Genomic DNA, 12,372 nt, shown 5'->3' on the forward strand with positions numbered 1-12,372 from the left:
CTGTGGTTTGACGGGTAATACTCAAGTTAACTGACTGAAAAAAACAGCAATCATTGGCGCTAGATTGGCGTAGCTATCTTTCTTCATCTCCCTTTTTTGTTGTAAATCACGCCAACTTTTTATAATTTCACTGCTTTTGTGACGACACGGGCGATTTGCCTCACAAATGTTACAAAAAGGTAGCTTTATCTTGTCAAAAAGTAGGGTTTTCTTTATCATTTCTTTCCAATAAATAGAACTAGATACATTGTTTGTTAGCCATGCTCTTAAAAGCGGAATAATAACAATCCAAAGGGAGCAAATGGGAGAATGTTTGGATGAGCAACGCGCCTTTAAATAACGGTCGCAGGCGTTTTCTAACCGCCACAACAGCAGTTGTGGGTGGTCTAGGGGCAGCTGCCGTCGCCGTTCCTTTTATCAAATCATGGAACCCGAGTGCCAAAGCCAAAGCGGCCGGGGCACCGGTGGAAGTGGATATCAGCAAGATTGAAGCCGGTCAAATGGTTCGTGTTGAGTGGCAAGGCAAACCTGTATGGGTGGTCCGCCGCACACAAGAAGTGATCGATAACCTTAAAAAGCTCGCAGATCAGCTTCGCGATCCACAATCAGAAATGGAGCAACAACCCGTTTATGCTCAGAACGAGTTTCGTTCGATCAAGCCTGAGTACTTTGTTGCGGTTGGCTTCTGTACTCACTTAGGTTGTTCTCCGACCTACCTGCCAGACTCATTTTCAGAGCAGGTACAAGGCGTTAAGTCGGGCTTTTTCTGCCCTTGTCATGGTTCCAAATTCGATATGGCTGGCCGGGTGTTTCAGGGGGTGCCTGCACCACTGAACCTGGTGGTACCTAAGCACATGTACCTTAGTGACACTAAGCTTCTTATCGGTGTTGACGAGGAGGATGCATAATGCAAGCACTACTAGATTGGGTTGAAAAACGACTTCCAGCGATGAATGCTTATAAAAAGCATTTATCTGAATATCCAATGCCGAAGAACTTCAACTTTTGGTATCTTTTTGGGTCTTTGGCGATGCTGGTTCTCGTCAACCAGATCCTGACCGGGATTTGGCTCACCATGAACTATGTTCCTTCCGGTGAAGGGGCGTTTGCTTCTATTGAATATATTATGCGTGATGTAGAGTACGGTTGGTTATTGCGTTACATGCATTCAACCGGTGCGTCCGCATTCTTTGTTGTGGTCTACCTGCACATGTTCCGTGGTTTGATCTATGGTTCTTACCAAAAACCGCGTGAGCTGCTGTGGATCTTCGGCATGCTGATCTTCCTGGTCCTGATGGCTGAAGCGTTCATGGGCTACTTACTGCCATGGGGGCAAATGTCATACTGGGGGGCCCAGGTGATCATTTCCCTGTTTGGCGCTATTCCGGTGATTGGCGATGATCTGACGCTGTGGATTCGTGGTGATTATATTATCTCAGGTGCAACGCTGAACCGATTCTTCGCCCTGCACGTGATTGCGCTGCCTATCGTCCTGCTGCTGTTGGTGGTGTTGCACGTATTGGCCCTCCACGAGGTGGGCTCGAATAACCCTGACGGGATTGAAACCAAGTTGCCAAAAGGCAGCATGGGCGAGGGTTACAAAACGCAGTTTAAGTTCCATGACTACTATGCGAAGAAGTATGACATCATTGATTCGATTCCTTTCCACCCGTATGGGACGGTAAAAGATTTGGTTGGGGTGGCAGGCTTCCTGTTCTTGTTCTGCTACGTGCTGTTCTTCAATCCGGAAATGGGTGGATACTTCCTTGAGCCGCCTAACTTTGAAGCCGCGAACCCGCTGAAAACGCCGGAACATATCGCACCGGTATGGTATTTCACACCGTTTTACGCCATTTTGCGTGCGGTACCAGATAAGCTGCTGGGGGTCATCCTGATGGGCGTCTCTATTGCGGTGCTGTTTATTCTGCCTTGGTTGGATCGCTGTAAAGTACGCTCATACCGCTACCGTAGCCGGTTCCATTTGTTGAATATCATCCAGTTCACCATCAGCTTTATTGCGTTGGGTATTTTGGGTGCGTTGCCGGCAACGCCAACGTACACGCTATTGGCTCAAATCTTTAGCTTGGGTTATTTCATGTTCTTTGTCCTGTTGTTCTTCTACAGCAAAAACGAAGCAACTAAACCATTACCAGAGAGGGTGACATTCAAATGAAGAAATGGATTGTAATTCTATTTGCCATGTTGCCATCTCTTGCGATGGCGGCGGGTGCCAATGTGCCGCTGGATAAAGCGAACGTTGATCTTAGAGATAAAGCTTCGCTACAAAATGGTGCGAAGCTGTTCATGAACTACTGTTTTGGCTGCCATTCAACGCAGTATCAGCGCTATGAGCGCGTGGCGAACGATCTTGAAATCCCGGTTGACTTGATGAAAGAAAACCTGATTTTTGATCCTGAAGCAAAAGTCGGTGATCTGATGGTTAATACCATGCCAGCGAAGCAAGCGGCAAACTGGTTTGGTGCACCACCGCCCGATTTGACTCTGGTCGCCCGCGTTCGTGGTGCTGACTGGCTTTACACCTATTTGCGTTCTTTCTATGTGGATCCATCCCGTCCATTTGGCGTGAACAACATTGTGTTCCCAAGCGTCGGTATGCCGCACGTGTTGGAAGAGCTACAAGGTATCCCGAGCCCTGTCTATGAAACCCATGTCGTCGATGGGGAAGAAGACAAAGTGGTGGTGGGTACAGCAACGGATGGTACTGGTGAGCTGAGTGCAAGCGAGTACGACAAAGCGGTCGGTGATCTAGTGAACTTCCTGGTTTACTCCGGCGATCCGGTTCAGTTGGAGCGTCATGCACTCGGTTGGTGGGTGATGGGCTTCCTGGTGCTGTTTACCATCGTCGTGGTACTGCTGAAGAAAGAGTATTGGCGTGATGTGCATTAATTGTGCTAACATACCGTGCTAATTCCCAATTTTGATTAATATACAATGGAGGCTTAGCCTCCATTGTTTTTTTATTTGTAAGTGTAACGGAGGGCTCCATGGCTGTAGCTGCCAATAAACGTTCTGTGATGACTCTTTTCTCAAGTGCATCAGATTTGTATAGCCATCAGGTTCGCATTGTTCTGGCTGAGAAAGGTGTAAGTGTGGAAGTTGAGCTTGTTGATGAAGCTAACCTTCCTGCTGAGCTGGTAGAGCTAAACCCATATAAATCCGTGCCGACTCTTGTTGACCGCGAGCTAGCTCTTTATGATTCGAAAATCATCATGGAGTACCTGGACGAGCGCTTCCCTCATCCACCGCTGATGCCGGTTTACCCTGTTGCTCGTGGTAATAGCCGTTTGATGATGTACCGTATTGAGCGCAACTGGTATTCGCTAGCGGAAAAAGTCATGAAAGGTAATGGTGAAGAAGCAGAAAAAGCACGCACTAAACTGCGTAATGATCTGCTGACGCTGGCACCGATTTTCGCTGAATATGAGTATTTCATGAGCGAAGAGTTCAGCCTAATCGACTGTTACCTGGCTCCGTTGTTATGGCGTTTGCCACAACTGGGTATTGAGCTGGTTGGCCCAGGTTCGAAAGAGATCAAAGTGTACATGAATCGTGTGTTTGAGCGAGACTCATTCCTGGCTTCTCTGACCGAAGCTGAGCGTGAAATGCGTTTGGTTCGCTAAGGCGTTTGCCAACGTTATGGATATCGCAAAAATGACAGCCCGTCGGCCATATATGCTGCGTGCCTTTTATGACTGGTTGGTGGATAACGACTTGACGCCACATTTGGTGGTGGATGCCACTCTTCCCGGCGTTCGGGTACCACTTGAATTCGTTCAGGATGGGCAGATTATTTTGAACATCGCACCGCGAGCGGTAGGGCATCTTGAGTTAAGCAATGATGCTGTGACCTTCCATGCGCGATTCAGTGGCCGACCTCATTCGGTGATTGTACCGGTGTATGCGATTCAGGCGATTTATGCGCGTGAGAATGGTGCTGGTACCATGTTTGAGCCGGAAGAGGCTTATACCAATATTGAGCAAGAGTCGGATATCGAGGAAGACTTTAGCGTTGGCTTGACGAGTTTGAGTGATAGTGTTCCCGCTGACACTGAAGCTGAGCCAGAACAAGAAATCCCCCGACCAAAAGGCCGACCGAGCCTGAGGGTGATTAAGTAAAAAAAAAGCAGCGTTTAACGCTGCTTTTTTTATCGCTGCTCTTATAACAACGAATGACTGTTATTCGGCAGTCGGTTCACCATACTGGAAGCCACGAATGACCTGCTTCACACCAGAGATATTGCGTGCCACCTCGGTAGCGCGATCAGCCTGCGTGGTGGTGACATAACCAAACAGGAATACTTCGCGGTCTTCGGTAATGACCTTGATCTTTACACCGTTTAGCTCACCGTCTGTCAGAAGTGCCGATTTGACTTTGGTGGTGATCCAACTGTCGTTGCTAATTTCTGTGATCGACAGGGGTTGCTTGAGCTTAATTTGATTATGGATGGTATCAATGCCATCCAACTCACGAACTTTTTGCTCAAACTCGTGCATCAGTGCCTGGCTGGGGATCTGACCCATTAAGACAATGCTGCCATTGTACGAACTGGCAATGACCCGCACCTTGCCTTTATAAGGTGCTTTGTTGCCGAGCGCGGCCACTTCAAATTCAATATTGTTGTCTTGCCAGATCTGCTTGGTTGAACGTGTGTCAATGACGATGTTGGCTGTCGTCGCTGCCCCGGCAATAAACAGTCCCGCACAGCCACTCAAGCTGAGTGCGATACATAAAACGATAAAGCTACGTATCATAGGATTACCACCTTACAGTCGATTATTCATCGTGGCTTGGGAACAGTACCTGATCGATCAGGTCGCACAAGCAGTGTAGTGTCACCATGTGTACTTCATGGATCCGCGCGGTACGGTGAGAAGGAATGCGAATCTCAACGTCATGCTCACCCAGCAGGCCTGCCATTTCACCACCGTCTTTACCTGTTAAAGCAATGATGGTCATATCGCGGGTAACCGCAGCCTCCATCGCCTTAATGACGTTCTTGCTATTACCACTGGTGGAGATGGCGAGGAGAATATCGCCGGGTTGGCCAAAGGCACGGACTTGTTTAGAGAAAATCTCTTGATAGTGATAATCGTTGGCTACGGCAGTTAATGTCGTATTGTCAGCGGTCAAAGCCATCGCCGGTAAGCTCGGGCGCTCGGTTTCAAAGCGGTTGAGTAAACACGAAACGAATTGCTGGGAATTGGCCGCGCTGCCACCATTACCGCAACACAATATTTTGTTGCCGTTGAGCAGGCTGGTCACCATCGCTTGGGCCGCGTGGGTGATGGCATCGGGCAGTGCCTCGGCGGCGGCAATTTGAATTTGAATGCTTTCTTTAAAACTGTCTTTAATGCTCTCTAGCATCGCTTATCCTTCGGAGATTGCGTTTGGTATCCAGTTGATGTCCCGGCCTTGATCTTGAATGGCGACAACATCAAAACGGTAATCTACCATATTTTCAGAAATATGCTGCTGACTCAGCCAAACATGTGCGGTTTTTACCATTTTACGCATTTTGCTCGGGGTGACCATTTCGGCGGCGGTACCAAAATGATCACTTTTACGGTATTTGACCTCAATGAAGACAATGGTTTCACCATGGCGGAAGATTAAATCGATTTCGCCGACTCTGGTCTGAAAATTCTGCGCAACAAATTTAAGGCCCTGGCGTTGCAGGTAGCGCTTCGCCAAGGCTTCATAGTGGTTGCCGATGTGCCGCCGGCTAAAGAGCCCCACGCTCGGCCCAACTTAACTCTCGTTGCACGACACAGTTCTGGTCAATGCTGAGAATGCCGGTCTGTCCGGAAATAGTTTTACCCGGAACCACTTTCATCTGTGGTAGTTCTTCCATCAGTTTGTATGCATCCATTCCCAACGCTTGCAGGCGTTTCTCCATGTTAGATTGTTCGGGCCACAGCTGTCCCATTTCTGCCTCAATGGCAGGGTCGGCCTCGATCAGCAAAGGAATGTCACTGTAAACGACACCGGTTAAGTCTTCATAGGTGGTTCCGCCGCTGTTGCTGCGGGAGTTGGAAAACAGTTTTGGTGGTGTAGTGTCAGGGTTAATCGCAACTTCAATAAACGGTTTGATCAGGGTCAGTTCTGAGCTTCTTGCCACGATGTAGACCGCATCAATGTCGCGGCGGCTGCGTGGCTGGGTCTCTAGTGGCAGGTCCATCAGTGACGACATTTGCGCAATGCGCTGTTGGCTTTCCTGTAAACCGAAAATGGTATTGATGTTTTTTTGTAACTGACGTTTATTGCCAAAATAACTGTTGGTGACAGTATTGGCACTGTACTTTTTCCATTCCTGATCAAATGCTTCCACTACACGCTGGCCATAGTTACCCTCCGGAGCGAGGATCAGCGGGTATTGATAGCCTTGACTAAACAGGTATTTTGCCGCCTGCGCGACCTCTTGCTCGGGTGACAGCGTCAGGTAACAAAGGTCGAGGCCTGGCTGAATCTGTTCAGGAATATTCAGTGCCAGGGCGGGAATCACTGTCTGGGGCTGCGCTGGATCAGCCTGACTATGCAGCAATTCAACATTCTTTTTTTGCAGCGGGCCGACAATAAAATCGATCTGTTCGGCGAGCAGACGCTGCTTGATTTCGCTGGTACTGTAGGCCTGAGTGTCGATGACCGTTAACGTGGCGGCGGGATCACGTGCCTTATCATTCATCATGGCAAATAAAAAACCGTCACGGATTAACTGGCCTTGCGTAGCAAGCTTCCCGGTCATGGGGAGCAGTAAGGCGGTATTGGTTGGTTTGACAATATCCAGAGCGAGAATTTTTTGAATCGCTTCAGGGGTATATACCGCAGCAGGATGTGAGGGGTTCTCTTCCAGCCAGTGCTCCAGGCTATTTTTTAATTGCGAGATGTTGCCGGTTAATGTCTTGGCGTAAATGGCCAGTTGCCGCCAGCCGTCGAGCACCTCTTCATTTGGCTCGGCCTGTAGTGCGGTCAGTTCATATTCAGAATAGCTGGCAAAGTTCATCCAGATCCGGTTGGAAATTTCATTTTGCTCGAGCGCTGAAGAATACTGGCTCAGAGCAACCAGTTCGCGGTTGGCAGCAAAAGCCTTGTCCAGGCTCTGGTAAGCGTCGGCCCGCAGCGTGTGATAGTCTTTCCATTGCCTTGCTGGCAGTTGCCACCAAGGCTTAAAGTTGAGCAATTGCAAAAGTTGCTGATGCTGGCCTTGTTTCTGCTGCAAGGTTGCGCGGGTGAGCTGCCATTCAGCTTGCTGAACTTCGCTGAGTTGTTGGCGTGCGAGGCGTTTGATTAACAGCTCCGCTTGCTCGAGTTCATTGGCGTGAATCGCTGCCTTAGCCGCCATAATTAACCAGTCGTTCTGGCGACTGCCTTCACTGCTGTCGGCCTGAATCATGTAGTTCTGTACAGACTGGGTAGGCTCGAGTGTAATGTCTACGCTGTCAGGCTGCCGTGGCGCGGTAGAACAGGCTGCTAGCGTAATTGCCAGTGCAACTGGGGTGAATAAGCGTGGTACACTGAGTCTCTTATGGTTCATCATTGCCGTGAGTTCTCTATAATTTTGTACAAAATTGTCTCTATATTAATCGTTGAAGTGATGGTAAACAAATGACAGATAAAAATAAGTTGCTGAATGACGGTGCAACTCTCTATATCGTACCGACTCCGATCGGAAATTTAGCCGATATTACCCAGCGCGCTATTGACGTTCTGTCGTCGGTAGACATGATTGCTGCGGAAGATACACGACATACCGGTAAACTGCTGTCTCACTTCAATATACCGACCAAAACCTTTGCTCTGCATGATCATAATGAACAGCAGAAAGCCCAGCTATTGGTCGACAAACTGCAATCGGGACTGTCGATTGCATTGGTCTCTGACGCCGGTACGCCACTGATCAGCGATCCAGGATATCATTTGGTGACCAAATGTCGTCAGGCGGGCGTAAGAGTTGTGCCACTTCCTGGTGCGTGTGCTGTGATCACGGCGTTAAGTGCTTCCGGGCTGCCGTCGGATCGGTTCAGCTTTGAGGGGTTCTTACCGGCCAAAAGCAAAGGGCGCAAAGATAAGTTTCTCGAGATCGCCTCGGTTGAGCGCACTTGTATATTTTATGAGTCCCCACATCGCATTCTCGATTCCCTCCAAGATATGGTAGACGTTCTGGGGCCGGAGCGAGAAGTGGTGATGGCGCGTGAGTTAACCAAAACTTTTGAAACCATTCAGGGAATGCCTCTTGGAGAACTGGTTGAGTGGGTAAAAAGTGATGAAAATCAGCAAAAGGGCGAGATGGTACTGCTGGTCCACGGCCATCGTCAGGAGGCAGACGACAGTTTGCCGGATGATGCAACGCGCGCGTTGACCATCATGACCAAAGAGCTGCCGCTGAAAAAAGCCGCGGCCCTGACGGCCGAGATTTATAATCTGAAGAAAAACGCGCTGTATAAATGGGGATTGGAGCACATCGGTTAATCCAGCCTGTTGGGCACCGGAGTGGCGCTTGAGCGGCGGTGGAACGCGCAAATAAACCGCACATTACCGGCTTATTGCAGCATATTTGTGATCTCACTAGACACTGGCTGGAGAACTCTATACAATCCGCTCTCGGAGTTGACTGGGTAGTCGCTGCTTTGTTGATGTCCTTCGGGAGACTGACGTTGAAGTCCTTTGGGAGACTGACGTTGACGTCCTTCGGGAGACTGACAGAGGGGAGGAAAGTCCGGGCTCCATAGAGCAGGGTGCCAGGTAACGCCTGGGGGGCGCAAGCCTACGACAAGTGCAGCAGAGAGAAGACCGCCGATGGCCTTAGGGCACAGGTAAGGGTGAAAGGGTGCGGTAAGAGCGCACCGTGCGACTGGCAACAGTTCGTAGCAGGGTAAACTCCACCCGGAGCAAGACCAAATAGGCTTCCACATAGCGTTGCTCGCGTTAGGAAGCGGGTAGGTTGCTCGAGCCAGTGAGCGATTGCTGGCCTAGACGAATGGCTACCACCGCGCAAGCGGAACAGAACCCGGCTTATGTGTCGACTCCAACTATTCGAGACCCATCATTACTTTTTGTAGTGATGGGTTTTTTGCTTTTTATTGACGCAAACAGCGTCATTGCCCATAAACTTAGCGTTAAATCACGTCTCACGGTAGACTAGTGGTGGCGATGAGATGGGAAATTAGTACACTAGAAGAGGTTTGCCTGGCAGGTCGACACCTCTAACCCACTCGCTTGAAGAAGACTTAACGAGAAAGCTATGACCGAAACATTTCAGCATATATCTGTGTTATTAAATGAATCCATTGATGGCCTGGCTATCAAGCCTGACGGTATTTATATCGATGGCACATTTGGCCGAGGCGGTCACAGTCGAACCATTCTGTCTAAGCTGGGAGAAAATGGCCGTCTGTACTCGATTGACCGGGATCCACAGGCTATCGCCGAAGCCGGTAAAATTGACGATCCGCGTTTCACCATCATCCATGGTCCGTTTTCTGGTATTGCAGAATACGCAGTAGAGTATGGGTTAGTGGGTAAAGTAGATGGTGTGCTGCTGGATTTGGGGGTCTCTTCGCCGCAACTCGATGATGCAGAACGCGGCTTCAGTTTCATGAAAGACGGCCCGCTGGATATGCGTATGGACCCGACCTCTGGTATTCCGGTTTCGCAATGGCTGATGGAAGCCGAGCTGGACGACATCACCTGGGTCATTCGTGAATTTGGTGAGGATAAGCACGCGCGCCGCATTGCTAAAGCCATCGTCGCGTATCGTGAAAATGAAGAGAATGAGCCATTGACTCGTACCGGACAGTTAGCAAAACTGATTTCAGATGCCGCGCCAAAAAGTTTCAAAGAAAAAAAGCACCCGGCAACCAGAGCGTTTCAGGCGTTCCGCATTTACATTAACAGTGAGTTAGAAGAAATTGATACAGCACTAAAAGGTGCGGCCAGAATTCTCGCTCCTGAAGGGCGTTTATCCGTGATCAGCTTTCATTCGCTGGAAGACCGGATGGTAAAACGTTTTATGCGCAAAGAGAGCAAAGGGCCAGAAGTGCCGCACGGTATTCCATTGACAGAAGCGCAAATCAAAGAGCTGGGTAGCGCAAACATGAAAACCGTCAGTAAGGCGATAAAGCCAAGTAAACAAGAAATTGAACTTAATCCCCGTTCACGCAGTTCTGTGCTGAGAATTGCGGAAAAACTGTAACCGACATGACTCAAGCCAGCCCGAATCTGACCAAGCTGATTGCCAGGGACCTGATCACTGTTGGTCGCATTCCGTTGCTCCTGCTACTGATGATCTTTGGTTCTGCGATGGGGACAGTGCTGGCCACGCATCACGCACGCCAGGCGATAGCAGAAAAAGATCAAACTCTGGTCGAGCGTGAGCGGCTGGACAGTGAGTGGCGCAATCTGATGTTAGAAGAAACCGCTTTGGCTGAGCACAGCCGGGTGCAGGATCTGGCAAAGAAAGACCTGGAAATGAAACGGCCAGATGGCGATAAAGAAGTAGTTATCACATTAAAATGATTGGACAAAATAACACCCAGCCAGGCAAGCAACGCAACTCAGTTGCGAAAGGTAACTCTGCGCCTCATCCAGAGTCGGCTGGGGGGCAGAGTCCGGGTGAAAAAGGTCATGTAAATACGCCCTTTTTGATCCGCTGGCGATTTAATTTGCTGTTGTTTTTTGTTTTTTGTGCGTTTGCGCTGTTGGTTGGCCGCGTGGCTTACATTCAGATCATTGAACCGGACAACCTGATTAAACAGGGTGACTTGCGCTCAGTACGAGTTAAATCGATTCCTTCCGCGCGGGGGATCATTTCTGATCGCAATGGTGAACCGCTGGCGGTCAGCGTCCCGGTTGAGGCGGTGTGGGCCGATCCGGTGACCATTTTCAAACAAAATGCGCTGGCGCAAACACAAAGTTGGTATGCGCTCGCCGATGTGCTTGGTCTCGACCGGCAAGGTCTGATTGATAAGATCAAACAAAACGAATCCCGGCGCTTTATTTATTTGCAGCGCCAGGTTAGCCCGGCGATGGCCAATTACATCCGTGAACTCAAACTGCCGGGAGTCGGGCTGCGCGAGGAATCCCGCCGCTATTATCCTGCCGGTGAAGTCAGTGCTCACTTGGTCGGGGTCACCGGGATCGATGGCCATGGCCTGGAAGGTGTCGAGCGCAGTTATGATAAGTGGCTCACCGGGGAAGCGGGGAAAAAAACCATTCGTAAAGACCGCTATGGGCGGGTGGTGGAAAATATTGCTTTGGAAGAGAAGCAAGAAGGCAAGTCATTACAACTGACCATCGATCAGCGTTTGCAAGCCATTGCCTACCGGGCGATCAAACAGGCGGTGGCGGATCATCGTGCTACTTCCGGCTCTGTGGTGATGCTGGATGTCAAAACCGGAGCGGTATTGGCGATGGTTAATGCCCCTTCTTACAACCCGAATAACCGCAGTGACTGGCAAAGTTATAAAATGCGTAACCGGGTGATCACCGACTCAATGGAGCCGGGTTCAACGATTAAACCATTTGTGATTTTGGCCGCTTTAGAAAATGGGGTGGCGGATAAAAATACAGTGATTGATACCGGTAACGGGATCTTGCGCTTAGGCGGTAGCCGGGTGCGGGACGTATCGAAAGTGGGTAAGGCGGATTTGACTCAGATCCTGAAAAAATCGAGTAATATCGGTGTGACTAAGCTGTCAATGGAGATGCCGGTACAGGCGTTACTGGGGCTGTACAGTTCCGTTGGCCTGGGCGAACTGTCGGGCCTGAATCTGGTCGGCGAAGTGACGGGGATATTCCCGACACGTACGCGTTGGTCGCCGATAGAACGCGCGACGATTTCCTTTGGTTACGGCTTATCGGTCACCCCGATCCAACTGGCCCATGCCTACGCTACCCTGGCGAACTACGGCAAATACGAGCCGGTACATATGATCGAAAGCAATGATCAGGATATGTCTCGCCAGGTCGTGAGTGAGCGCTATGCGCGTGACGTGTTGATGATGCTTGAGACCGTGACCCAGAAGGGTGGATCGGCACGACGCGCCGCCGTTCCCGGCTATCGGGTGGGGGCGAAAACAGGCACCTCGCGCAAAGCCACCGCGGGTGGATACAGCGATGAGTATATTACCTATACCGCCGGGGTTGCGCCGGTCAGTGACCCGCGCATCGCCTTAGTGGTGGTGGTAAATGAACCGCAAGGCGATGATTACTACGGCGGCTCGGTCGCATCACCGGTGTTTTCAGAAATTATGAAGGGATCACTGCAGATCCTCAATGTCGCCCCGGACGAAAACAAATTCCAGCAGTGAGAAAGCAACGGACTGCTGACACAATTTCAGATTAACCTGAGCCAG

The 12,372-nt window shown here is 50.0% G+C and carries 12 protein-coding genes, 1 other RNA gene and 1 pseudogene; 10 read left to right on the forward strand and 4 right to left on the reverse strand.

The genetic code is table 11. The annotated features are described in order from the left end of the window. The first annotated feature begins 317 nt into the window (after positions 1 to 317). The 5 genes from petA to sspB all read left to right on the forward strand — a co-directional run bounded on the left by petA (position 318) and on the right by sspB (position 4,137). Positions 318 to 908, forward strand: a complete 591-nt coding sequence (gene petA, locus P2G85_RS06195; RefSeq protein WP_275863225.1) for a ubiquinol-cytochrome c reductase iron-sulfur subunit — start codon at positions 318 to 320, stop codon at positions 906 to 908. Next, positions 908 to 2,173, forward strand: coding sequence for a cytochrome bc complex cytochrome b subunit (locus P2G85_RS06200; RefSeq protein WP_275863226.1), 1,266 nt, complete (start codon positions 908 to 910; stop codon positions 2,171 to 2,173). Before petA ends, P2G85_RS06200 begins: the two co-directional genes overlap by 1 nt. Beyond that, entirely contained in the window at positions 2,170 to 2,907 is a 738-nt protein-coding gene (locus tag P2G85_RS06205) for a cytochrome c1 (RefSeq protein WP_275863227.1), read from the forward strand. Before P2G85_RS06200 ends, P2G85_RS06205 begins: the two co-directional genes overlap by 4 nt. A 98-nt stretch (positions 2,908 to 3,005) precedes the next feature. Next, positions 3,006 to 3,641 carry a stringent starvation protein SspA gene (gene sspA, locus P2G85_RS06210; protein ID WP_275863228.1) on the forward strand — a complete coding sequence of 212 codons (636 nt, stop codon included), beginning with the start codon at positions 3,006 to 3,008 and terminating at the stop codon, positions 3,639 to 3,641. 16 nt (positions 3,642 to 3,657) lie between these two features. Further along, the gene (sspB, locus tag P2G85_RS06215) at positions 3,658 to 4,137 is read left to right on the forward strand and encodes a ClpXP protease specificity-enhancing factor (protein WP_275863229.1); all 480 of its coding nucleotides are present in this window, start codon (positions 3,658 to 3,660) and stop codon (positions 4,135 to 4,137) included. 60 nt (positions 4,138 to 4,197) lie between these two features. On the opposite strand, the gene P2G85_RS06220 is transcribed toward sspB, so the two are convergent. From P2G85_RS06220 to P2G85_RS06235, 4 genes are read right to left on the reverse strand one after another with little or no spacing between them, the layout of a single operon-like run. Continuing rightward, positions 4,198 to 4,773, reverse strand: a complete 576-nt coding sequence (locus P2G85_RS06220) for a BON domain-containing protein (protein WP_275863230.1) — start codon at positions 4,771 to 4,773, stop codon at positions 4,198 to 4,200. A gap of 22 nt (positions 4,774 to 4,795) precedes the next feature. Beyond that, complete coding sequence (locus P2G85_RS06225; RefSeq protein ID WP_275863231.1) at positions 4,796 to 5,386, reverse strand: phosphoheptose isomerase; 591 nt, start codon at positions 5,384 to 5,386, stop codon at positions 4,796 to 4,798. Between the two features lie 3 nt (positions 5,387 to 5,389). After that, positions 5,390 to 5,758 carry a YraN family protein gene (locus tag P2G85_RS06230; protein ID WP_275863232.1) on the reverse strand — a complete coding sequence of 123 codons (369 nt, stop codon included), beginning with the start codon at positions 5,756 to 5,758 and terminating at the stop codon, positions 5,390 to 5,392. Further along, positions 5,745 to 7,556 carry a penicillin-binding protein activator gene (locus P2G85_RS06235; protein ID WP_275863233.1) on the reverse strand — a complete coding sequence of 604 codons (1,812 nt, stop codon included), beginning with the start codon at positions 7,554 to 7,556 and terminating at the stop codon, positions 5,745 to 5,747. The genes P2G85_RS06230 and P2G85_RS06235 overlap by 14 nt, the downstream gene beginning before the upstream one ends. 68 nt (positions 7,557 to 7,624) lie before the next feature. Between P2G85_RS06235 and rsmI the strand changes: the two genes are divergently transcribed. The 5 genes and pseudogenes from rsmI to P2G85_RS06260 all read left to right on the forward strand — a co-directional run. Further along, positions 7,625 to 8,488 carry a 16S rRNA (cytidine(1402)-2'-O)-methyltransferase gene (gene rsmI, locus P2G85_RS06240; RefSeq protein WP_275863234.1) on the forward strand — a complete coding sequence of 288 codons (864 nt, stop codon included), beginning with the start codon at positions 7,625 to 7,627 and terminating at the stop codon, positions 8,486 to 8,488. 134 nt (positions 8,489 to 8,622) lie between these two features. Continuing rightward, positions 8,623 to 9,050: RNase P RNA component class A (gene rnpB / locus P2G85_RS06245), an RNA gene on the forward strand. Between the two features lie 210 nt (positions 9,051 to 9,260). Continuing rightward, positions 9,261 to 10,211, forward strand: a complete 951-nt coding sequence (gene rsmH / locus P2G85_RS06250; protein WP_275863235.1) for a 16S rRNA (cytosine(1402)-N(4))-methyltransferase RsmH — start codon at positions 9,261 to 9,263, stop codon at positions 10,209 to 10,211. Between the two features lie 5 nt (positions 10,212 to 10,216). Beyond that, positions 10,217 to 10,534 (forward strand): cell division protein FtsL, encoded by a 318-nt coding sequence (gene ftsL, locus P2G85_RS06255; protein WP_275863236.1) that lies wholly within the window; start codon positions 10,217 to 10,219, stop codon positions 10,532 to 10,534. Positions 10,535 to 10,659: 125 nt separating this feature from the next. Continuing rightward, positions 10,660 to 12,327: pseudogene (locus tag P2G85_RS06260) on the forward strand (penicillin-binding transpeptidase domain-containing protein); the annotation flags it as partial. Positions 12,328 to 12,372 lie beyond the last annotated feature (45 nt).

The organism is Vibrio sp. CAU 1672, from assembly GCF_029223195.1.
GTDB lineage: Bacteria > Pseudomonadota > Gammaproteobacteria > Enterobacterales > Vibrionaceae > Vibrio.